This window comes from Rhodanobacteraceae bacterium, from assembly GCA_024234055.1.
In the GTDB taxonomy this organism is placed as follows: Bacteria; Pseudomonadota; Gammaproteobacteria; order Xanthomonadales; family SZUA-5; genus JADKFD01.
Genome location: JACKOW010000002.1, coordinates 98,743 through 121,131, shown reverse-complemented (window position 1 = coordinate 121,131; position 22,389 = coordinate 98,743). Strand labels below are relative to the sequence as shown.

16 protein-coding genes are annotated in these 22,389 nt (G+C 64.4%); 12 read left to right on the top strand and 4 right to left on the bottom strand.

Annotation, left to right across the window (positions count from 1 at the left end; genetic code table 11):
- The first annotated feature begins 241 nt into the window (after positions 1-241).
- The 10 genes from hflK (at position 242) to pspF (ending at position 11,466) form a co-directional block, all read left to right on the top strand.
- Positions 242-1,297, top strand: coding sequence for an FtsH protease activity modulator HflK (hflK, locus tag H7A19_04825; protein ID MCP5474146.1), 1,056 nt, complete (start codon positions 242-244; stop codon positions 1,295-1,297).
- Positions 1,294-2,232, top strand: a complete 939-nt coding sequence (gene hflC / locus H7A19_04820; GenBank protein MCP5474145.1) for a protease modulator HflC — start codon at positions 1,294-1,296, stop codon at positions 2,230-2,232. Before hflK ends, hflC begins: the two co-directional genes overlap by 4 nt.
- 630 nt (positions 2,233-2,862) lie before the next feature.
- Positions 2,863-4,638 (top strand): DUF4397 domain-containing protein, encoded by a 1,776-nt coding sequence (locus H7A19_04815; protein ID MCP5474144.1) that lies wholly within the window; start codon positions 2,863-2,865, stop codon positions 4,636-4,638.
- Between the two features lie 265 nt (positions 4,639-4,903).
- A complete protein-coding gene (locus H7A19_04810; GenBank protein MCP5474143.1) occupies positions 4,904-5,128 on the top strand; it encodes a zinc-finger domain-containing protein in 225 nt (74 codons plus the stop codon).
- A 59-nt stretch (positions 5,129-5,187) separates the two neighbouring features.
- Positions 5,188-6,357: a glycosyltransferase gene (locus H7A19_04805; GenBank protein MCP5474142.1), complete on the top strand. Its 1,170-nt coding sequence runs from the start codon at positions 5,188-5,190 to the stop codon at positions 6,355-6,357.
- Positions 6,354-7,625 (top strand): O-antigen ligase family protein, encoded by a 1,272-nt coding sequence (locus H7A19_04800; protein MCP5474141.1) that lies wholly within the window; start codon positions 6,354-6,356, stop codon positions 7,623-7,625. Before H7A19_04805 ends, H7A19_04800 begins: the two co-directional genes overlap by 4 nt.
- Position 7,626: 1 nt before the next feature.
- The gene (locus tag H7A19_04795) at positions 7,627-8,439 is read left to right on the top strand and encodes a glycosyltransferase family 2 protein (protein MCP5474140.1); all 813 of its coding nucleotides are present in this window, start codon (positions 7,627-7,629) and stop codon (positions 8,437-8,439) included.
- Positions 8,411-9,355, top strand: a complete 945-nt coding sequence (locus tag H7A19_04790) for a lipid A biosynthesis acyltransferase (GenBank protein ID MCP5474139.1) — start codon at positions 8,411-8,413, stop codon at positions 9,353-9,355. The genes H7A19_04795 and H7A19_04790 overlap by 29 nt, the downstream gene beginning before the upstream one ends.
- A gap of 618 nt (positions 9,356-9,973) precedes the next feature.
- Entirely contained in the window at positions 9,974-10,372 is a 399-nt protein-coding gene (locus H7A19_04785) for an acyl-CoA thioesterase (protein ID MCP5474138.1), read from the top strand.
- A gap of 32 nt (positions 10,373-10,404) precedes the next feature.
- Positions 10,405-11,466 (top strand): phage shock protein operon transcriptional activator, encoded by a 1,062-nt coding sequence (gene pspF, locus H7A19_04780; protein ID MCP5474137.1) that lies wholly within the window; start codon positions 10,405-10,407, stop codon positions 11,464-11,466.
- 297 nt (positions 11,467-11,763) lie between these two features.
- Here pspF and H7A19_04775 read toward each other — a convergent pair whose 3' ends face one another.
- Positions 11,764-12,351 carry a malonic semialdehyde reductase gene (locus tag H7A19_04775; GenBank protein MCP5474136.1) on the bottom strand — a complete coding sequence of 196 codons (588 nt, stop codon included), beginning with the start codon at positions 12,349-12,351 and terminating at the stop codon, positions 11,764-11,766.
- 102 nt (positions 12,352-12,453) lie between these two features.
- Between H7A19_04775 and H7A19_04770 the strand changes: the two genes are divergently transcribed.
- Positions 12,454-13,416 carry a mitochondrial fission ELM1 family protein gene (locus H7A19_04770; protein ID MCP5474135.1) on the top strand — a complete coding sequence of 321 codons (963 nt, stop codon included), beginning with the start codon at positions 12,454-12,456 and terminating at the stop codon, positions 13,414-13,416.
- 697 nt (positions 13,417-14,113) lie between these two features.
- Here H7A19_04770 and H7A19_04765 read toward each other — a convergent pair.
- The 3 genes from H7A19_04765 to H7A19_04755 all read right to left on the bottom strand — a co-directional run bounded on the left by H7A19_04765 (position 14,114) and on the right by H7A19_04755 (position 20,005).
- Positions 14,114-15,124: an SRPBCC family protein gene (locus H7A19_04765; GenBank protein ID MCP5474134.1), complete on the bottom strand. Its 1,011-nt coding sequence runs from the start codon at positions 15,122-15,124 to the stop codon at positions 14,114-14,116.
- A gap of 307 nt (positions 15,125-15,431) precedes the next feature.
- Entirely contained in the window at positions 15,432-17,657 is a 2,226-nt protein-coding gene (locus tag H7A19_04760) for a glycosyltransferase (protein ID MCP5474133.1), read from the bottom strand.
- A gap of 110 nt (positions 17,658-17,767) precedes the next feature.
- Positions 17,768-20,005, bottom strand: coding sequence for a glycosyltransferase (locus H7A19_04755; protein ID MCP5474132.1), 2,238 nt, complete (start codon positions 20,003-20,005; stop codon positions 17,768-17,770).
- 164 nt (positions 20,006-20,169) lie between these two features.
- Here H7A19_04755 and mrcB point away from each other — a divergent pair, with 164 nt between their 5' ends.
- Positions 20,170-22,380, top strand: a complete 2,211-nt coding sequence (mrcB, locus tag H7A19_04750; protein ID MCP5474131.1) for a penicillin-binding protein 1B — start codon at positions 20,170-20,172, stop codon at positions 22,378-22,380.
- Positions 22,381-22,389 lie beyond the last annotated feature (9 nt).

Sequence of the window (22,389 nt, the reverse complement as noted above, 5' to 3'; positions counted from 1 at the left end):
ACCAACAACCAGCAACCAGCAACCAGCAACCAGCAACCAGCAACCAGCAACCAGCAACCAGCAACCAGCAACCAGCAACCAGCAACCAACAACCAACAACCAACAACCAGCAACCAACAACCAACAACCAGCAACCAGCAACCAGCAACCAGCAACCAGCAACCATGCCCTCCGGCAGTCACTATTCGTTGCGAGTCTGCGTATCCTGTGGGCTTCCAGATCATGGCCGGAGGCCTATGCGATGAGCGAATCCGATGAAAAGATCGCCGCGCTGTTCAAGCGGGCGCGTGAGGGAGCAGGGGGCAACGGGGCTGGCGGTTCGCGTCGTTCCGGTGCCACTGATGGCGCCAAGGCGCTGTCCATTGCCGTGATTGTCGCGCTGGGCCTTGCGGCCTGGGGCGTCTTCAGCAGTTTCTACACGGTGCAGCCGGAAGAGCGCGCCGTGGTCAAGCGTTTTGGCGCCGTGGTGTCCATCAACGACCCCGGTCTGCATTTCAAGCTTCCGTTCGGCGTCGACGTGGTCCAGAAGGTGGCTACCGAACGCGTGCTCAAGCAGGAATTCGGCTTCCGCACGCTGGGTTCGGACGACGAGCGCTCGCAGTATTCGCCCAACGATTTTCCGGACGAGTCGCTGATGCTCTCGGGCGATCTCAACATCATCGATGTCGAGTGGGTGGTGCAGTACCGCATCTCCGACCCGGTGAAGTACCTCTACGAGCAGCGCGATCCGGACCGAACGCTGCGCGACATTTCCGAGTCGGTGATGCGCAGGGTGGTTGGCAACAGGCTGGGCAGCGAAGTGCTGACCACGGCCCGCGTCGCCATCGCCGGCCTGGCTCGCGATGAGATTCAGAAGGCCATGACGGCCTATGACAACGGTATCCATGTGGTCACCGTCGAGTTGCAGGATGTGGTGCCGCCGGCGGCCGTGAAACCGGCGTTCAACGAGGTCAACGAGGCCCGCCAGGAGCGCGAGCGCATGATCAACGAGGCCACCAAGCAGGCCAACCAGGAGATCCCCAAGGCCAAGGGTGAAGCCAATCGAGCCTTGTCCGAAGCGCAGGGCTACGCCACCGAGCGGGTCAATCGCGCCAAGGGTGAAACCGCCCGCTTCAATTCGATCTTGACCGAATACCGCGATGCACCCGAAGTTACGCGCACACGGCTTTATCTGGAAACGCTGAATGGCGTGTTGCCTACCGTCGGCACGGTGCTGGTGGTGCAGGACGGTCAGGTATCGCCGCTGCCGTTGATGAATCTGCGCGACGCCGGCCGCAAGCAGGAGAATGCACAATGAGCCGCCCCTTCCTGATTTTTCTGGCCGTGATCGTGGCCTTCTTCATCGGTCAATCGGTCTATGTGATCGACCAGGCCGAGCAGGGCATTGTCGTGCAGTTTGGCGAACCCGTGGGCGAGGTCGTGACCGAGCCGGGTCTGCACTGGAAGCTGCCCTTCATCCAGAACGTGCGCCGCTTCGACAAGCGCATCCTGCCCTGGGATGGTGATGTCTCGCAGGTGCCCACCCTGGGTCGCGAATTCATTCTGGTCGATGCCACCGCGCGCTGGCGCATTGCCGATCCGCTCAAGTTCCTGCGCTCGGTGCGTGATGAAACCGGGGCCCGCACGCGCCTGGACGACATCATCGACTCGGTGGTGCGCGACATCATTTCCGGCACGGATCTGGAAGAGATCGTGCGCTCGGCTGACTGGGCGGTGGACGTCAAACTGCTGGATGAGGAAGGCGTGGCTCGCGAGGACGTGGATCTGGAAAAGCCGAAGAAGGGTCGTGGTCGACTGGAACAGGAAATCCGCGTCGCCGCTTCCAAGCAAACGCCGGAACTGGGCATCGAACTGGTGGATGTACGCCTCAAGCGCATCAACTACATCGACAGCGTGCGTGCTCAGGTCGAAAACCGCATGGTCTCGGAGCGCCAGAGCATCGCCGCGCGCTTTCGCTCAGAGGGTGAGGGTCGCAGCCAGGAAATCCTCGGCGAGATGCAGCGCGAGCTGCGCACCATCCGTTCCGAGGCCGAGCGCCAGGCCGCCGAGATCCGCGGCAAGGCCGACGCCGAAGCGACCAGGATCTACGGTCAATCCTACGGCGCCGATCCGGAGTTCTATGCCTTCATGCGCACGCTGGAGAGCTACCAGACCATGGGCGAGAACACCACGCTGATGCTGAGCGCCGATTCGGAGTTCTTCCGTTACCTGGAATCGACCCGCAAACGCTGACCGGCGGCCCGCCGGTCCGCCCAGGCACTTTCATCATTGCGAGCCACCTGTATCGGCTCGACACTGCCGACGGGCGCTGAACTCGCCCGGCGTCATTGCGACCCCGGACTTGATCCGGGGGAAGCAATCCAGGGGTGTGCGGCGCTACCCTGGATTGCTTCGTCGCTGCGCTCCTCGCAATGACGCATCAACAACTTGCAATACGGGTTCATGGAGAGTGGTTCCAAACCATGAACGTTGGGCACGCTGCACTTTGCCCTGCAGGAGACGGCCCGAGCGCAGCGCAGGATCGACCGATGGACTGCATCACGGACGATTCAGATCCCTCCGAAAATCTGTGCGCTGTTCTTGGCGTTCTCTCTGCTCCTCCTTTGCCATTCCGCGTCCCGCTTCTTGCCACGACCGGCCTCAGGGCAAGATCGCCGCCCAGCAGCTCGCAACTCTTTGTCTGCACAAAGTCCTGATCTTTGCTGCACGGCACGGCCACGAAATCCGCACGCCGAATTGATACCAATTGCATCGTGCGTTGATGCCTGATTTCACATGCTGACCCTGCGCTGCCGATTCCCGGCAGACGAGTGGCAACGCTTGAGCGTTGTTTCCCCTCTGGCATCGCAGGAGTCATCCATCATGTTTCGAAAACCCATCGTCGCCGGCACGCTTGCTCTGGCACTGATTTCCTTCGGTAGTGGCGCCCTGGCCAATGCCCGGGTCACTGTCGGTCATTTCGCACCTTTCGCACCCACGCTGCAGGGCACTTCAGTCAGCATTCGCGTCAACGGCCAGACCGCTCTGCAGAACGTGCAGTTCGGCCAGTTCACCGAGTATCTGACGCTGGGTGGAGCGGGCAGCTATACCGTGGAAGTGCTGCCCACGGGCACCAACACCGTCGCCATCAGCGCGACGCTGGATCTGGCCGACAACACGGACTACACCGTGCTGGCGGTCGGCGACGGCAGCAATCAGGCGCTGTCGCTGCTGCCGCTGGTCGATGACAACAGCGCGCCGCCGGCAGGTCAGGTCAAGGTGCGCGTCGTTCATGCCGCGCCCTTCGCCAACACGCTGGCCGCTACCGAAGTGTCGGTGCGCGACAACAACAACGCCATCGTCGGCGGGCTCGGTCGGGTGCCATTCAAGGGCGCCAGCGGCTATCTGACCCTGCCGGCCGCCACCTACGATCTCAAGGTGGCCACGCCTGATGGCAACACCACGCTGATCGATCCCAAGCCCGCTGCCTTGCCGGCTGGCGGCATTCTGACGCTGGTGGCCACGGGTGGTGCCAATGGCTACGCGACCGGCATCACCGCGATCGCCGCCGGCGCCGCTCCGAGCAATCCGCTGCCCACCTTCGCCATCGGTCCGGTCAAGGTCCGCGTTGCCCACTTCGCCCCATTTGCCGCCACGCTGGACGGCACCGCGGTGCGCGTGCAGGTCAATGGCGCCGAGGTGCTGAGCAATTTCAAATTTCGCGAGTTCACCTCGGAACTGGATCTGACCCAGGGTTCCTACCAGATTGAAGTGTTCCCGCAGGCCTCGGCAACGGCAGCCATCAGCGGTACTGTCGAACTCGACGGCAACAAGAGCTACACCCTTGCCGCCGTGGGCAACGGCTCGCTGCAGCCGCTGGCCCTGCAGCAGTTTGAAGATCGCAACGGTGCGGCCCCGGCCGGCCAATATGCGCTGCGCATTGCCCACACAGCGCCGTTCGCTGCCAGCGCCGAGGCCACCTCGGTTTCGATCCGCACGGATGGTGGCGATGTGGTGGCAGGCTTGTCCAGCGTGCCCTACGGCGCCGCCAGTGGCTATCTGGAGCTGCCCACCGGTACGCTCGATGTCAAGGTGGCCACCCCGGATGGCAATACCAATCTGATCGACCTGGCGCCACTGAATCTGCCGGCTGGCGCCATCGCCACCGCCTATGCCGTCGGTGATGGCATCAACCAGCCGCTGGGCATTGTGGCCATTCCGGTCGGTGATGTGCCGCTGGAGGCCAATGTCGATCAGAGCGTGGATGGCATCTGGTTCAACCCGAGCCTGAGCGGCCAGGGCTGGAGTTTCCACAGCCTGCCGGCGCAGAACCGTCTGGTCGGTGCCTGGTACACCTACTCGAATGACGGCAGCGGCCGTCACCTCTGGTACACGCTGGACTCCTGCCGTTCGGCTCCGGGTTCCAGCACCTGTGCCATTCCTGGTGGCTTCGACAACCGCGAAGTGGAACTGTCGATCTATGAGAGCGAAGGCGGCTTGTTCAATCAGCCGGCCCCGGTGGTCACCCGTGATGTGGGTGTCATGACCGTACGCTTCCTCAGCTGCACCCAGGCCGAGCTGCGCTTCCAGATCGGCAGCTTCACCTCGGCCACCGTCCCGATCAGCAATCTGATCCCCAAGCCCGGCTGCAGCCTTTGATCTGCTTCGTCTGAACGGGTTGAGTCAAGCCCCCGGAGTTGGCGCTCCGGGGGCTACTTCATGGTCTGGCCGCGGACAGCGACCATTGCTTCAACACGGCGATGGGGCGAAGAGCCAGCGAGGGCCGAAGGCGGGCGGCTGCATACGGACACGCCGGAATGCCGCGAGATCCGACTAACCCCCACCACAAAGGAATCGTGTTATCCGCCCGCGCATCTGCGACGGGCTGCTAGACTTCCGCATCTCTCTGCGCCCGAGTCTTAGCATGGCCCGACATGACCCGAGTCAGGATCGACTGATCCAGCCCAACGCCGAAAACACCTATGAAGTCGGGCCCGCCGATCTGCCGCTGGCCTGTCCGATGCCCGGCATGCATTTGTGGAATTCGCACCCGCGGGTCTATCTGCCGGTCGAATCCAGCCCCTCGGTCAAATGTCCCTATTGCGGAGCCGTGTACACGCTGAAAGGCGCGCCGGTCCACGGCCACTGAACGGCAAACGCCGGCGGCGTCACTCCTCAGCTCGTGCGTCCGCAAATCCGATTGAGCCCATGAGTTCCGCAGGCGCCAGGACCTCAGGGCCGCGTTGGACCGTCGTCCAGCTGATTCCGCGGCTGTCACCGGGTGGGGCCGAACGTTCGACCATGGAAACGGCGCGGGCGCTGGTAGCCGCTGGTCACCGATCCATTGTCGTGTCGGGGGGCGGTCGTTGGGTATCGCGCCTCAAGGCCGAAGGCAGTGAACACGTGCAATTGCCCATAGGCTCCAAGGACCTGGGGGCAGTCTGGACAGCGCTGCGCTTGCGCCGGCTGATGCAGCGTTTGCGGCCCGATCTGGTGCATGCGCGCTCGCGGCTGCCGGCGTGGTTGCTGAAACTGGCGCTGCTGGGTAGCGGTGTACGCGTCGCCAAGGTCAACACCGTGCACGGTCTGAATTCGGTCTCGCGCTACAGCCGTATCCTGACCCAGGCGGATCGGGTGATTGCGGTCTCGCAGACCACTCGACACTACCTGCTGGCCAACTATCCCGGGATGGATGAATCGCGTCTGCGGATCGTGCCGCCGGGTGCCGATCCCGTGGAATTTCCACCGGGCACGCAGTGTTCCGACGAATGGCTGGAGGCGTTGCACCAGGATTTTCCGGCGCTGGCGGGCGGCATGCTGATGACCTTGCCCGGTCGCGGCACCCGTCTCAAGGGTCATTCTGATGCGCTGCAGCTTCTGGCGCGTGTGCGTCAGGCCGGTGTTGACGCGCGCCTGTTGCTGTTGGGCGTGGTCGAAGAATCCCGACGACCCTATGTGCGCGAGTTGCAGACGCTGGCTCGCCAGCTGGGCGTTGATGAGTTCGTGGCTTTCAGTGTCCCCCGGGGCGATGTGCGCGAGGTCTACGCGGCAAGTCGCCTGGTGCTGCAGCTCTCGACCCGTCCGGAGAGTTTCGGGCGAGTGGTGGCCGAGGCACTCTGCCTGGGGCGGCCAGTGCTGGGCTACGCCCACGGTGGGGTCGGCGATCTGCTGCGTGAGCTGTATCCAGCGGGGTGTTCGCCCCTCGGTGATCTGGCTGCATTGACCGAGCGCGCCTTGCTGCTGCTGCGCGAGGCGCCGGAAGTCGACACCGCCCGCGTGCCCACGGTCAGTGATTCCCAGAGACTGACGTTGTCGGTATATGCGGAGTTGCTGGAAGGCGCGGCACCGCATCCGGCGGCGCTGGCCCGGTTGCCATGAGCCAGCCTCTGCCGAATTCGGCGCTGACGCTCGCGGCCTTGATACTTCTGGTACCGCTGCTGCTGCCCTTTTCGCGCAGCGTCGAGGTGCCGCTGCTGACCGGTGCCATCATCGGGATCGTCGCCATCCTCAGGTCTGCCAATCAGATTCTACGGGTGCCGACCGGGAAGCTGCTGCTGCTGGCATTGGCAGCCTATGTGATGGCGGCGCTGTTGTCCGCGGTGGATGCGGTGGCACCGCAAAAGAGCTGGACCAACATGCTCGCGGCACTGCGTTTCATGGCTTTCGCCGTGGGTCTGCTGGCGCTGGCCGCGCAGGCGCTTGTTGCCGGCGTGAGCTCGAAGCGATTGTCGCGCCTGCTGATCCCGGCCGCGGCGGCGCCGATTGCCTTGTGGGTACTCGATGCCTTGCTGCAGGCGGCGACCGGCTGGTCGCTCGGTGGGCCGGCGGATGCTGACCGTCTGAGCGGTATCTTCGGTGCCGATGACCTCAAGCTGGGACCGCTGCTGTCGGCTCTCTCACCGCTGTTGCTGTGGCCGCTGCTGCCGGGACCACGCTGGCGCCTCGGCGTCTGCTACCTGGCCGTGCTGACGGTGGTGTTGCTGGCCGGCGCTCGTGCGGGCTGGGTGAGTTTTGCGCTGGTGAGCCTGCTGCTGGCCTGGCGGCTGGCTCGGGGGTCGAAGCGGGCGCTGCTGGCCTGGGCAGGTGCGGCGCTGTTGGCGGGCGTGTTGCTGGCCAGTGCCGGCTATCAGCTTTCGGATGCCTTCAAGGCCCGAGTGGACCGCACACTTGCAGCTCGTGATGGCCAGCTGGATGTCGCACTGGCCGGTCGATTGCCGATCTGGCATACCGCAGCGTTGATGTTTGCCGCGCACCCGGTCAATGGTGTGGGTGTTCGCGGTTTCCGCCATGCCTATCCCGAGTTTGCGGCTGCAGACGACCCCTGGGTGGATTCGGCCCGCGGCACCGGCGCCGCCCACGCCCACCAGATCGTGCTGGAATTGCTGACCGAAACGGGTTTGCTGGGACTGAGTCTGTGGCTGGCAGCGGCAGGGCTGTTGTGGCGTTGTTCCCGGCGCACGATCGACGATCCCGCCGCGCACGCCCCTTGGGTGGCGCTGCTGGTGCTGGTGTTTCCCCTGAATACCCACCTGGCCTTTTATTCGGTGCCGATGGGAATCACCCTGTGCTGGTTGCTGACCCTGGCTTGCCTGCAATCGGGCCTGCGGGCCGTCGGCGACGCCGTTGAATCGACGCTGGTGCGCTGACATGAGCGACCAATCCTCTGCAGCAACATCCCCCAGTTCCGAGGCTCGGCGCCAGCCGCTGTCGCTGGTCGTGACCACCCTGAACAATGCCGCCACCCTGCGCCGCTGTCTTGGGAGTGCGGCCTTCGCCGACGAACGGCTGCTGGTCGATTCCGGCAGCAGCGATGACACACTGGCGATCGCCGCCGAGTTCGGTTGTCGGGTGCTGCACAAGCCCTTCGCCGGCTACGGGCCGCAGAAACAATGGGCCATCGAACAGGCCCGCCATCGCTACGTGCTCCTGCTGGATGCCGATGAGTGGTTGCCCGAGGACTGTCAGCTCGAAATCCAGGCGCTGCTGGCGGGCATGGTAGCGGGACAGCCCGGCCTGGCCGGCTACCGCATACCGCGCCGTGAACTGATCTTCTGGCAATACCAGCATCGCGGCGCGCGCCTGAATCGCTATCTGCGCCTGTTTGATCGCCAGCGCTTTCACATGAGCGCATCGACGGTGCACGCGGCGCCTGAGGTGGACGGGCCAGTGGCAGATCTGCGCTACGCCTTCCACCATGATGGCGAGCCTGACATCCACACCAAGGTGGCCAAGATCAACGCCTATTCCAGCGGGCTGGTGGCCGACAAGCTGGAGCGTCAGGTGGGATTCGTGCGCACCCGCATGCTGCTCTACCCGCCCTGGTTCTTCCTGCGACAGTACTTCGGCAAGCGCCAGTGTCTCGATGGCTGGGCCGGTTTTGTGCAGAGCGCGGTGGGCGCATTCTATGTCTTCCTGAAATACGCCAAGGTCTATGAAGTCCGACGCCGACATCGCCGCTGAGCGCCTGAGCTGGCGCTGGCGACTGCTGTTTGCGCTGGCGCGCTGGCTGGCGAGGCGGCCGTACCGACGCCAGATGCGCATCGCCCATTGGCTGTCTGGTCCGATGTCGCTGCTCGCCGGCAAACGGGGCGCCATCGTGGCTGCCAATATCGGCTTGTGCTTTCCCGAGCTGAATGCCGAGCAGCAGTCGCAGCTGGTCTGGCGCAATCTGCGCTCGACCGCCGTGAGCGTGTTCGAGACCACCATGGCCTGGTTTGCGCCGCGCAAGGTCACGGCAGGCATCGTCGAGGTGGAAGGCCTGGAGCATCTGCAGCAGGCGCTGGACGCCGGCAAGGGCGCGCTGTGCCTGTTCAGCCATTTCACGATGATCGAACTGGGTGGACGGCTGCTGTCCGAGGCGCTGGGCAGGCCCATGCACCAGATGGTGCGACGGAATAACGATCCTGCCGTGGAAGCCATCATCGATGGCGCCCGCCGCCGCTTCTGCGAGCGCACGCTGGAGAAGAAGAATCTTGGCGATCTGCTGCGCTCGCTGCGGGAGGGCCATCCAGTGGGTTATGCGCCGGACCAGAACTTCAATCTGCACATGGCATTCGTGCCATTTTTTGGCCAACCCGCCGCCACCCTCACCATGACCAGCCGCATCGCGCGGCTGTCCCGGGCGCCGGTGCTCTGCTGCTGGATCAGCCGCAAGCCCGATGGCTACGGCTACCGCTTGCGCATCGATCCGCCACTGGCGCAGTTCCCCGGCGCCGACCCGGTATCCGACACCGCACGCATCATCGCCCTGCTGGAAACCGAAGTGCGCAAGGTGCCCGAGCAATACCTCTGGGCCCACCGCCGCTTCAAGACCCGTCCGGACGGCAGCGCGCTGGCCTACGAGGCCAAGCTGCTGAAACCCAGGCATCGGCGGTGAAGCAGTTGTCGGTTGCTGGTTGCTGGTTGCTGGTTGCTGGTTGTCGGTTGTCGGTTGTCGGTTGTCGGTTGTCGGTTGTCGGTGCGGGATGTCCGGCGCTTGCGCCTGTGGGAGCGGACTCTGTCCGCGACAGCTCGAAAACCCGTCCCGGCGTCATTGCGAGCTGCCTGTTCCGGCCCGGCACTGCCCACTGGCCATGAACCACAAGCTTGCCTGTAGGAGCGACCTCGCGTCGCGACCGGCAAGCCGCCCGTCCGAGGCAGCGGTCGCGCCGCAAGGGCGCTCCTACAGGTGAACAAGTCGAATCAAAAACTTGCGATAGGGGTTCATGGAGAGGAGCGTAGCGACGAAGCAACCCAGGGACTTGCGACAACGCATCTGGATTGCTTCCCCCGGATCAAGTCCGGGGTCGCAATGACGCCAGTTCATGGCTCGCGTGCGGAATCTGCCCAAGCAAATGGCTTGCAATGACGCCAGATATGCGAGCCTTTCCCGTGCCCCGTGCCCCGTGCCCCGTGCCCCGTGCCCCGTGCCCCGTGCCCCGTGCCCCGTGCCCCGTGCCCCGTGCCCCTACAACCGACAACCGACAACCGACAACCGACAACCAGGCCCCCCTTCGTGCTCATCGAAACCACCGTTCCCCTGCGCTGGCGTGATCTCGACGCCTACAACCATGTCAACAACTCGGTGTTCCTGACCTTTTTGGAGGAGGCCCGCATACAGTGGTTCGACAGCCTTGGCAGTCCCTGGCGCAGTGCCGAGTTCGAGCCGATTCTGGCGGCAACCACCATCAACTTCCGGCGCCCGATCCAGTATCCGGAGACCTTGCGGATTCGATTGGGCACTGAACGCATCGGCCGCACCAGTCTGACCATTGCCCAGCACATGTACGCAGCCGACGATCCAGCCGTGTGCTATTCCGATGGCCAGGCCGTGCTGGTGTGGGTGAATCCGGTCGATGGCCGCCCGGTACCCCTGCCAGAAGTCGTCCGGCAGGCTGCCGGCGCCACCGACTAGAATGGGCGCCTGACCGCCTTTCGGATACGTGCATGGCCGATGCCGACAACAACGATCTCTCGCTGCTGGGCTCAGCGCCTGCTTTTGCCGAGGTCATGGAACAGGTGTCGCGGGCGGCACCGCTGGACCGGCCGGTGCTGGTGATCGGTGAGCGCGGCACCGGCAAGGAACTGGTGGCGGCGCGTCTGCACTTTCTGTCCCGGCGCTGGGATCGGCCCTTCGTCAAGATGAACTGTGCAACGCTGGCCGAATCCCTGCTGGAAACCGAGCTCTTCGGTCACGAGGCGGGCGCTTTTACCGGCGCCACGCGCCGTCATTTCGGACGTTTCGAGATCGCCCATGAAGGCAGCCTGTTCCTGGATGAACTGGCCAATGCCTCACAGCGGGTGCAGGAGAAGATCCTGCGGGTGATCGAATATGGCGAGTTCGAACGCGTCGGCGGCCGCGAGACCATCCGCACCAATGTGCGCCTGATCGCGGCCACCAACCTCGATCTGCCCAGTGAGGCGCGTGCCGGTCGCTTTCGTGAGGATCTGCTCGACAGGCTGGCCTTTGACGTGATCACGCTGCCACCGCTGCGGGCCCGGCAGGAGGACATCCTGCTGCTGGCCGAGCACTTTGCCACGCGCATGAGCCAGGAGCTCAAGCGCGATCTCTTCCCCGGATTCAGCCAGCGCGCGCAGACGCAGCTGCGTGAGCATCCCTGGCCGGGCAATGTGCGCGAACTGCGCAACGTGGTCGAGCGCGCGGTCTACCGGATGGATGATCTGGAGGAAGAGATCGACGACATCGGCTTCAACCCCTTCGAGTCGCCGTGGCGCCCCGCACCCAGAAAGCTGGGCGAGGATGGCAGCCCGGCGCCGGCAGCAGTTGCGGCCGAGCCCGCGCCGGAGCAAGGGCTGGAACTCGACCTTCCCGCCGATTTTCGTGCCGAGATCGAACGCATCGAGATCTCATGGCTGGAGACGGCCATGCAGCAAGCCCGCTTCAACCAGCGCAAGGCCGCCGAACTGCTGGGTCTGAGCTACCACCAGCTGCGCGGCTATCTGCGCAAGTACAAGCTGGTGGGTGGTAATGAAGACGATGAGGGCTAGCCGTCAGGGATCCACTGAACAAGCCGTCGTTCCCGCGGAAGCGGGAATCCACGCATACGCAAGTAGCTGAGAGCACTGGATTCCCGCTTGCGCGGGAATGACGGTTAAGACCTGTTCAGAGCCTCTCTGGATCTGTAGTCATTGGTCCGCAAAGAACGCCAAGAGAAGCAGAGAGATTCATCAATCACTGCGAGCCTGTCCATGCATGCGGGCATATCATGTGACTTGCTCTTCTTCGCGTCCTTTGCGTCCTTCGCGGACCATTGCTCCTGATGCTATTCAGAGGGGGCGTGATCCTCAGGCGATCTTGCAGACCTCATCGAAGTTGAAGCGGGGTCCGCGCGGATGCAGTTTGCTGGCGTCGCCATAGCCCAGGTTGACCAGAAAATTGGAGCGGATTTCGGTGCCGGCGAAGAATTCGGCGTCGACCTTGGCGTTGTCGAAACCCGACATCGGTCCGCAGTCCAGACCTAGCGCCCGCGCGGCGATGATCAGATAGGCGCCCTGCAGCGTGCCGTTGCGGAAGCCGCCGGTCTGAATGGCCTCGGGCTTGCCGGCAAACCAGCTGCGGGCGCTCTGGTCATGGGGGAACAGCCGCGGCAAATGTTCGTAGAAGGCATAGTCCCAAGCCACTATCGCCGTCGCCGGTGCAGCCATGGTCTTGGCCAGATTGCCTTCGCTCAGCGCCGGCTTGAGTCGCTCTTTTGCCTCGGCCGACTTCACGAAGACAAAGCGTGCCGGAGAGCAATTGGCGCTGGTGGGGCCCCATTTCAACAGTTCGAACAACCGCTTCAAGGTCTCGTCGCTGACCGCTTTGTCCTGCCAGACCGTGTGGGTACGGGCTTCGGTGAAGAGCTGGGCGAGGGCGTCGTCGTTCAGTGCCATGATCAATCCTGGATTCGAAGAGGGCCTGATCATAGCGATACGGCGTGAAAGCGCTTGTGAGCATCACTTGGCAAGCGCCGCGCAACTGGCGATGCTGCGTGCATGGAGCTTTCGCGCAAACTGACGGTCTACAGCGATGGCGCCGCTGGCAACGAGCTGCCGGCGCTGGCCCTGGCTGCTGCACTGAGCACTGAGCCGGCCAGCTGCGTGCGCTTGCGAGCACCCTGGCCGCAGCGACTGTGGCTGCCCCACGGGCCGGTGCTGGCGGCTGCTCGCTGGCAACCGCCTCTGGACCCGGAAGCATGGCCGGATATCGCAATCGGTGCCGGGCGCATGGGTGCCGCTGCTCTGCTGACCGTCGGCCTAGCCAGCAGGGGCAGGACCCGCACCATCCAGATTCTCGATCCAAGGATCAATCCAGCGCACTACGATCTGGTGATTGCGCCGGCCCACGATCGCTTGAACAAACCCAATGTGATCGTGGTCGAAGGTTCGCTACATGCCATCGACAACGCCTGGATCTCCCGCGAACGGCTGGCGCACGCCGCGCTGGGGCGGCTGGCCTCGCCGCGCACGGTCGTGCTGGTCGGCGGCCATCGACGCGGGGTGAAGCTCGGCCGCCAGGAAATCGAGCGCCTGGCCGAGACGCTGCAGAACTGGCGCAATCATGACGGCGGCAGCTTGCTGCTGCTGGGCTCCAGGCGCACCCCCAATGCCTGGCAGAAAGCCTTGCGCCGGGCGCTGCCGCAAGCGGACGTGTGCTGGTTCGGCGCTGCCGATGGCGACAATCCCTATCGTGGAGCGCTCGCCTGGGGTGATCGTTTCATCGTGACCGCCGACTCGGTGAACATGCTGAGCGAGGCGTTGGGGACCGGGCGGCCGGTGTACAGCCTGTGTGCCGGCGTGCCTGCGGGAAAGCTCGGGGGTTTTCACCGCGCCCTGGTCGAATCCGGCCGCCTGCGCCCGCTGCGCGCCCAGCCCGCCGTCTGGGACTATCCGCCGTTGCGGGAACTGGAGCGGATCTCGCCGATCGTGCGTGAGCGACTGTCGCTGGGTACGGGGTAGGGCGCGAGGGCAGAGGCCGGCGCAATGTCAGGGCGTCATTGCGAGCCACCTGTTTCGGCCCGAAACTGCTCACGGGCCATGAACCCCCGGTGTCATTGCGAGCGTAGCGAAGCAATCCAGGGGCGTGCGGCGCCACCCTGGATTGCTTCGTCGCTGCGCTCCTCGCAGTGACGAATCAATAACTTACGGCATGGGTTCATGGAGAGCCATCTGTGTCGGGTGTCGGCCCGACACTGCCCATGGGCCATGAACCAGAAACCCGCCTGTAGGAGCGACCTCGCGTCGCGACCGGCAAGCTGCACCTTCGAAGCAGCGGTCGCGCCGCAAGGGCGCTCCTACAGGTGAACGAAGCAAATCAACGACTTGCGATATGGGTTCATGGAGAGCGTAGCGAAGCAATCCAGGGATGTGCGGCGCTACCCTGGATTGCTTCGTCGCTGCGCTCCTCGCAATGACGCATCAACAACTTGCGATATGGGTTCATGGAGACTGCAGCGAAGCAATCCAGAGTCACGGCATCAGAAGCGCTGGATGGCTTCGCCGCGCTATCCATGACGCCGGCTCTTGTGGGTCCAGACTTGTCTGGGCGCTTCTGTCTCACCGGGCGAAGAGCGTCCAGACAGTCTGGACCTGCAACAGCCGAAAGCCCGTAGCCTTTCCCCGTGCCCCGTGCCCCGTGCCCCGTGCCCCGTGCCCCTTACTCCACCGGCAGGTAGACCACACTGATCAGCTGATCTTCGGGCGTATCGCCGGGATCGCTGACAAACTCGGTGTAGACTCGATCGTGGGCCTTCAGCTTGTGTACCGCGATATAGGCCTCGCCCTTGCTCTGGGCATCGCCGAGGCCGGCATAGGCGCCGACGTAGCGCACGCGCACGGCGCGACCGGCGTAGGTCTGGCCGGCCTGCACCGGGGCCTGCAGCTCAATATCGGTGCGTGCAACCGGAATGGCCGCATCGAAGCCATAGCCGCGATCATCCCAGTAGTTGTCGATGCCCAGCACCGGGCCGGTGGGAACCAGTTCCGCCGCATTCATCAGCGGCAGGATCAGTCCGTAGGCATCGGCATAGGCCTTGGAGATGGCGTCCAGATCCTGGGAGCTGGAGGCGGTGACGTACAGGATCGGGCGCGCCGCGACGTCGATGAGCTCGATGTCCGCGCCTGCGATGTCGGTATTCGGAAAGGTCTCGACCAGCGCCTTCAGTTGGACCAGGCCCTTCTCGTAGTCGGCGCCGACGAAGCGGTCCATCAACAAACCGAAATAGCGGCCGACCAGGTCATAGCCGAAATCGGTCTGAAAGCCCCAGGTGACCCGTGTGCCCTGACCTTCCGGTGTGAGTTTCAGCTCGACCTTGGCAACACCCATCTCACCGAAGTCCAGATCCGTGGCAATGCGCGAATCGGGTTCGCTGGCGGTGATGGTCTGGGTGCCCACGCCCACCGCTTCATTGCCCTTCCAATCCATCCTGGCACCGACGCCGCTGGACGGGCCGCTGTAACTGTATTCAGCTGCTGGATCGAGGCCGTACCAGGGCGACCACTCATTGAAGCGCTCGAAGGAGTTCAGTACCGGGAAGATCAGGCTGGCCGGCCGATCAATGACGATGGAGCGCTCGACTCGCGCGCTGGAAGGGAGAAACAGACCGACGATCGCCAAAACGACGATCAGGCCGATGATGCCGAGGAACAAGCCTTTGAGCACTTTCACGGGATCAGCCTTTGGATGACGGGAATCGCAAGTTTACGAGATGTGACGCAGGCGTGCAGGGGAAAGGGGCAGTGGGCGTGACGATGCGCGGCTGTTGTGGGTCCGGACTTGTCCGGACGCTCTTCAGCATGTCGCCAGAAGCGTCCAGACAAGTCTGGACCCAGTGCGCTCGCAAGCGCACACACACAGCACGGTGGAAGTCCGTGTCCCCGTGCCTTTTCCCGTGCCCCGTGCCCCGTGCCCCGTGCCCCGTGCCCCGTGCCCCCCCGTTCCCCGTGCCCTCGTGCCCCGTGCCCCGTGCCCCGTGCTACCGCCGCCGATCCAGTATCTGCGCCAGCGCCGTGCGGGCGGCATCGAAGGAGAAATGCGACTGGATATTGGCCAGGCCGGCGTCGGACAGCTGCAGCCAGAGTTCGGCATCCTGATAGAGCCGGATCACGGCGTCGGCGAAGTCGTCGGCGTTCTCGGCGACCAGCGCCTCCTGGCCTGCGACGATTTCCATGCCCTCGACCGCGATCGGCGTGGCCACGACCGGCTGGCCGTAGGCCATGCTCTGGTTGACCTTGCCCTTGACCCCGGCGCCGTAGCGCAAGGGCGCAACGCTGATGCGGCAACCGTCGAGAAAGCGGCTGATGTCCTCGACAAACCCGTGCACTTCGATGCCGTTGCCGGTCAGTGCTTCCACCTCGGCGGTAATCTTGCTGCCGACGATATGGAAGCGCAGTTCGGGCAGGCTCTGACGCACCCGCGGCCAGATCGCCCGGGCGAACCAGAGTACGGCGTCGACATTGGGCTGGTGCTGGAATCCGCCGACGAACCAGATGTCCTTGCGCTCGGCGAACTCGGCGCGGCGTCCCGCCACCTCATGAATGTTGGAGAGCACTTCCACGCGCCGGCCTGGGGCCTCGCGGGACAGCAGTTCCTGTTCGACCGGGCTGACGACCAGGGTGACATCGCAACGGCGGATCAGGTCGAGCTCGGCATTGCGGGTGATCCCGGCCTGTCGGGCCAAGGCTTCGCTGCCGGCCACTGCGGCAGCGCGCTGTTCCCGCAGATAATGCAGATCGACAGTATCGAACAGCAGCAGGGCCTGTGGCGCATGCTCGCGGGCCAGATCCACGTACTGGCAGGCGACGTAGTGGCGACTGAGCATGATGGCGTCGAACTGCGGGCCGCGTTCGCGGAAGAAGCTGACCGGATCGCTGATCCAGGGGTGGAACAGCACCTCCACACCCAGCGCCCGCAGAGCGTCGGTGTAGCCGGGCACGTAGGCGCGGTTGTCGGCAAAGAAGGTGCATTGCCAGCCAATCGAACGCAGCACGCGAACCAGATTGATGTAGCGCACCGAGCCCGAATCCTGATCGGGCGTGGGCGTGGTGGCATCGATCAGCAGGATGCGGCCACGGGCGCGATGGGTGGCAGCGCGCCAGATGCCGGCGTGGTCGGTCGGGGCCGGTTGTAGCGCCAGGTCCGCTTTCCATCGCTCCAGGAACTTGCCCTGGTTGATGACCTGAAAGCGCTTGGTTCCAGTGCTGGTGTCGGTGCCGCCGGTGATGCCCTCGAAATGCACCACGCGGGACGCCGGCTGGTAGATCACGCGCAAGCCGCGGCTGCGCACCTTGAAGGCCAGATCAGTGTCTTCGTAGTAGGCTGGCTTGTACAGGCTGTCGAAGCCGCCGAACTGCTCGAACAGGGACTTGCGGATCATGATGGCCGCGCCCGAGCAGTAATCGGCTTCGCGCGGGTAATCGTAACGGGGATCGTCGGGATGGTCGAAGCGACCGTAGTTCCAGCCTGAGCCATCACTGAAGACGATGCCGCCTGCCTCCTGCAGGCGTCCGTCCGGATACACCAGTTTTGAGCCGACCAGGCCGACGTCGCTGAACTCGTCGAAGCTGCGCAGCAGTGGTTCCAGCCAGCCTGGCTGCACGGCGGTGTCGTTGTTGAGGAAGAACAGATACTCGCCGCGGGCCAGCTCTGCGCCGGCATTGCAGGCGCCGATGAAACCAAGGTTCTGCGGATTCTTGTGGAAGCGTACACCGCTGATCCGCGGCACTTCACTGGCGGTGGCATCACTGCTGCCGTCATCGACGACGATGACCTCGAAGGCCGTGGCGCTCGCCGTGTCTGCCAGCGCCTGCAGACACTGCCAGGTGTGATGCAACTGGTTGTAGACCGGGATGATGATGGATACCCGCGGCTGCTCGCTGCCCGGCATCGGGAAGGGCTGGTAACTGACTGCCGGCGTTGGATGTTCGATCTGTTTCGGGGTCGCCGGTTGCTGCGACTGTTCCTTGAGTTCCTGACGGGCGCGCGACCAGGTGCCGCGCAGGCCGCGTCGCGTCAGGCTGCCACGGAAACGTCGCAGCAGCGTCAGCAGCCGGGCCGTGCGAAAACGCAGCGAAGCCCGTGCGCGCTTGAGAAACTGGCCGACCAGACGCAGCGGTGCCGTCAGGCGCCAACTGGTGCTGGACAGAATTTCAGCGCGGTGATCGGCCAGCACGTTGCGTTCGTGCTGGAGGGTCTGCAGCATCGCTTGCAGTTTTACCTGTTCGGCCTCCAGCTCGGCCCTTGCTGCGATGGTGCCGAGATGTTCCTCGCGCTCCCTTTGCAGCGACAGATTGAGCTCGTTGATCTGCTGGTTCAGGGCCTCTTGTGCTGCGGTGTTGCTTCTTCCATCGCTCTCTCGAAATCGTCAGTGAGGCCCCGCAATCGGGATTCCATACGTCTTTGGCGGGTTTCAGCGTCGACCACGCTCTGTTCGTGGATGCGTTCGCGCTCGCCCAGCCATTGACGGGTGCGGGTCAGTTCCTGATCCAGCGACTGCGCCCAGCGGGTGCGCTCGCTCAGCTGCCGACTCAGGTTGAATCCCCAGTCGGCCCGTCGCACCAATTCGGAATCCTGCTCCTCAATGCGTGCCTGTGCCGCAGTCAGCCTGAGTTCCTGGTCATTGACCGCATCGGCCAGCAGGGATCGCTCCAGGTCCGAACTGTCGGCGCCCTTGACGGTGTAGCGCAGCGGCTCCCGGGCGCCGCTGGGCAGCAGAGGCAGATAATCGAGTGCCATTTCGTCCAGCGTGCGCGAGGGGCGCTTGCCCAACTCGCGCCTGATCTGGTTCAGCGGCCCCTGATCGCGGCTCAGGGCAAGCAACAGGGCCTGGATCTGATCGCAATCGGGATCCACCAGGATGCCGCTCAAACCGTCTTCGATACGCTCGGCATAGGCGCCCAGGCGGGTTGCGATCGGCGGTATTCCGAGATCCCACAGCTCGCTCAGCGTATAGGAAAAGGTCTCGGAGACGGTGCTCGGCAGCAGTGCCGCGTGTGGCTTGATGCGAGCCAGAATGGCCGGCAGCCGGGCATGACTGTAGTCCAGCAGAATGTGTGCACCGGATACGCCAAACAAGGCTTCAGCGGCCTTGCCGGCTCCGATCAGAAAGACATCGATAGTGCCATTCAGACGCGGCAGCAGTTGTCGGAGCAGGTGCAGGCCCTTGGCGTCGTTGATGCGGCCGAGCACCAGCAGTCGCAGGCGCTCCGCGCTGTGCAGCTTCAGGTCGACGGCACTCAGCTCCGCCCGCGCCGCGGCGGCATCCGGCCAGGACGCCGTGCCGTGGGCAATGTGTCGTTGCGGCAGTGTTGCCAGCCCGGGTGCCACCCGCTGCAGATTGCCCAGGACCGATCGTGACGGCCCGATCACTTCGGCTGAGGCCTGCCGCAGAAGTTCGACGGTTCTTGCGGCCATCGATTGCCACCAGTGGGCATCAAGTTCGGTGAAGGCGCCGCCACGCAAGGTGGCCAGATCCTGACCTAGTTCTGCCGCATCGAAGCGCGCCCCGACATCGCCAAAATCGCGATGCAATGCCGGCCAGAAGGGGAAATAGTCATGCGCCATCCAGCGCAGCGGCAAACCGGTGCGAAGCGCATCCAAGGAATGTCCGATCAGCGACGAAACCCAGATCTGCTCAACGTCGTAGTCTTCGATCCATTCCGACAGCAGCTCGGCATAGCCGGCGTGGTGCTCGCAGATGGCGCCGATGGACGGTGTCAGCAGATGTCGCCGCAGCACCGGCCCGCCGCGACCATCCTTGAGTTCCAGGAACTCGCCGTGCCGTCGCCGCGAAGGACTGCCGCTGGCCTGCAGCAACAGATGGTGCCTGCCGGAATCTGCTTGGGCCAGATCGAGCACGAAGCGCTGGGCACCACCGCCCCAGCCGTGCAGGATATGAAGAACGACAGGCCGGTCATCTCGCGTGGCTTGTGCCCAGGGTCCGACGCCGTGCACGGCTTGTTGATGAAGTTGTCGGCGCAGGAACGCCAGGGGATGAGCCGGCGCGCGCTCACGGCGATCAGCGGGTGTCGGCAGTCCCTGTATCGGCAGCTCCGGCGCATGAACGTAGAGATGATCGAGCACCGCCAGCGTGGCATCGGCATCGGCCTCGGCTGCCAGCGCCACCAGCGCCGGCTGTTCGGCCCCGAGCTCGAATCGGCGCCACGCACCCAGTGCAAAGATCGCGGCGTCCAGCGCTTCAGGGTTGCTGGCCTCAAGCTGGCTGTCAGGTGCTGCGGCGGTCAGTTGCGGATCGAGATTGGTCATCGCCGTCACCGGGCCGCCATGACCTGCTGCGCCCTTCAGAAGGCGCGACAACGCATCGGGGGCCAGCCAGAGTTGAGTCCGGCGCACGCGCAGCAGCGTGCGTGCGCCATGTTTCAGGCGCAGTTGTCGAAGCTCGCTTCGCCAATCGTTGACAACCGGCAGTGTTTCGATCGACAGGTCCGACTGACCAAGCGCCGCCACTGCCGCCTCCATGGCAGTGTCGCGGACTTCGGCAGGCAGTAACAAAACCAGTCCCGACTGGGACGTTGGAGCGTGTTCGGACATGCGGTCTGGTTCATCTGGCGGGGTCGGGGCTGCCCGTAGAGCAGGCCGGCCCCGATCGTGGGCCGCGGATTATCCCGCATTTCTCCAGCTTGTTGCGGGCCTGCCCGGCAATCGCCCGCAGTGGCCCGTTCGCTGTCGGCATCGCTCCGCTTATGCTCGCAGCCATGCGAATCTGGTTCTGGCGTCTGTTCTGGTTGGGGCTCGGCCTGTTTCTCGGGGCGGCGGGGCCGACCATTGTCTATCTGAACCGCGTGATCGACGCGCGCTTTGACCTCGGCAAGCAGCCGGTGGCCAGCCGCGTCTACGCGCGGCCACTGGTGTTGCAGCCGGGCATGCGCATCAGTGCCGACCTGCTGCAGATCGAATTGTCCGAGGCCCGCTACCGCAGCGATGTCACCGCATCCGCGCCGGGCAGCTACCGCCGCGACGGCGAGCATTTCGAGATCTACACCCGCAACTTCACCTTCAGCGATGGCGAAGAGCGCTCCGAGCGCATCGATGTGTTGCTGGAAAAAGGCAGGATCAAGCGCCTGATGCGCCTGCCGGATCGTCAGGCGCTGCCGCGCAAGCGCCTCGATCCTGCGCGTATCGCCACGATCATGCCGGCCGATGACACCGAGCGCCTGCCACTGGCGATCAAGGACATGCCCGGTTTGCTGGTGGCGGGTATCCAGTCGGTGGAAGACCGGAATTTCAAGGATCACCCCGGCATCGATATCTGGGGCATCGCCCGCGCCATGTGGGCCAATCTCAAGGCCCGGCGCTGGGTGCAGGGCGGTTCGACCATTACCCAGCAGCTGGTCAAGAACACCATGCTCAGCAATGCGCGCGACTTCCGTCGCAAGAGCAGCGAGATCGGTCTGGCCCTGCTGATCGACGCCCGCTTTGACAAGCGCACCATCCTTGAGGCCTATCTGAACAAGGCCTACATCGGTCAGAACGGTGCCTTGGCTGTGCACGGCTTCGGCGCCGGCGCCGAATTCTATTTCGGACGCTCGCTGGAGTCGCTGGACCCGGCCGAGATCGCCTTGTTGATCGGTCTGGTCAAGGGGCCGTCCTACTACGATCCGCGACGCAATCCGGAACGCGCGATTGCCCGTCGACGGGTGGTGCTGGGACAGATGCTGGAGACCGGCCTCATCAGTCAGCCCATCTACGAGCAGGCGCTGAAGGCGCCGCTGGCGGTGGTGCCAAGGCCGCCCTCGCGGGTGCGCTACCCGGCCTTCGTGCAGCTGGTGCGTGAGCAGATCCGACGTGACTACGATCAGGAACGCTTGCAGAGCGAAGGTCTGTCGGTATTGACCACGCTGGATCCAGGCGCGCAGGCGCTGGCGGAGGCGGCGCTGACCAAGACCATTACCGCCGTCGATCCGGACAAGGTGCTGCAGGGTGCAGTGGTGTTGACCCGTGCTCGCGATGGCGAAGTGCTGGCGCTGGTTGGTGGCCGCGACCCGCGGGTCGCCGGATTCAACCGGGCCATCGAAGCCAGTCGTCCGGTGGGCTCATTGCTGAAGCCCTTTGTCTACCTGCTGGCGCTGTCACAGCCCGGCAGATACAGCCTGGCAAGCCTGATCTCGGATGCCCCGATCAATCTGAAGCTGCCCACTGGCAAGGTCTGGAAACCGCAGAACTACGATCACAAGACCCACGGCACGGTGCCTCTCGTCGATGCCCTGGCGCGCTCCTACAATCTGGCGACGGCCCGGGTGGGACTCGATATCGGGGTCAAGTCGCTGGCTCGATTGATCGACAACATGGGCGTGCAGGCGCCCAGTGATCCTCAGCCCTCGTTGATCCTGGGTTCCATCGGTCTGAGTCCGCTGGAAGTGGCTCAGCTGTATCAGACGCTGGCCAGTGGCGGTCAGGTAGTGCCGATTTCGGCGGTGCGCGCGGTGCTCGATGACAACGGCCAGGCGCTCACCCGCTTTCCGCGGCCGGCGGGCAACCCGGCCGGTGCCGACGTGGTCAAGCTGGTCACCGTGGCTCTCAACGAAACCACGCTGTCGGGCACGGCCAGCAGCCTGTCAGGTGGCTCCGGCATCCGCCTGGACTCGGCCGGCAAGACCGGTACCTCGGACGATATGCGCGACAGCTGGTATGCCGGCTATACCGGTGAACATCTGGCCGTGGTCTGGCTGGGGCGCGATGACAATCAGCCGACCAGGTTGTCCGGCTCCACCGGCGCACTCAAGGTCTGGACGGCGCTGTTCCGGCAACTGCCCAGCGCCGATCTACGCCTGGAGTTCAGCGATGCCATCCGCTGGCTGCCCTTCGACACCGGCGACAACTGCGGCCGCATCCGCTTCTATCCGGTGCTGCCGCCCTATGAGCCGGCCAACACGCGCTCGTGCATGGAGCAGCTCACGGTGCCCTGAGGATTTTCT

Coding starts and splice junctions, on each gene's coding strand:
- pspF (MCP5474137.1), top strand. CDS start 10,405: ATGGCCGATGCCGACAACAACGATCTCTCGCTGCTGGGCTCAGCGCCT.
- H7A19_04810 (MCP5474143.1), top strand. CDS start 4,904: ATGGCCCGACATGACCCGAGTCAGGATCGACTGATCCAGCCCAACGCC.
- H7A19_04790 (MCP5474139.1), top strand. CDS start 8,411: ATGAAGTCCGACGCCGACATCGCCGCTGAGCGCCTGAGCTGGCGCTGG.
- H7A19_04795 (MCP5474140.1), top strand. CDS start 7,627: ATGAGCGACCAATCCTCTGCAGCAACATCCCCCAGTTCCGAGGCTCGG.
- hflK (MCP5474146.1), top strand. CDS start 242: ATGAGCGAATCCGATGAAAAGATCGCCGCGCTGTTCAAGCGGGCGCGT.
- H7A19_04770 (MCP5474135.1), top strand. CDS start 12,454: ATGGAGCTTTCGCGCAAACTGACGGTCTACAGCGATGGCGCCGCTGGC.
- hflC (MCP5474145.1), top strand. CDS start 1,294: ATGAGCCGCCCCTTCCTGATTTTTCTGGCCGTGATCGTGGCCTTCTTC.
- H7A19_04815 (MCP5474144.1), top strand. CDS start 2,863: ATGTTTCGAAAACCCATCGTCGCCGGCACGCTTGCTCTGGCACTGATT.
- H7A19_04760 (MCP5474133.1), bottom strand. CDS start 17,657: ATGCTGCAGACCCTCCAGCACGAACGCAACGTGCTGGCCGATCACCGC.
- H7A19_04805 (MCP5474142.1), top strand. CDS start 5,188: ATGAGTTCCGCAGGCGCCAGGACCTCAGGGCCGCGTTGGACCGTCGTC.
- H7A19_04775 (MCP5474136.1), bottom strand. CDS start 12,351: ATGGCACTGAACGACGACGCCCTCGCCCAGCTCTTCACCGAAGCCCGT.
- H7A19_04800 (MCP5474141.1), top strand. CDS start 6,354: ATGAGCCAGCCTCTGCCGAATTCGGCGCTGACGCTCGCGGCCTTGATA.
- H7A19_04755 (MCP5474132.1), bottom strand. CDS start 20,005: ATGTCCGAACACGCTCCAACGTCCCAGTCGGGACTGGTTTTGTTACTG.
- mrcB (MCP5474131.1), top strand. CDS start 20,170: ATGCGAATCTGGTTCTGGCGTCTGTTCTGGTTGGGGCTCGGCCTGTTT.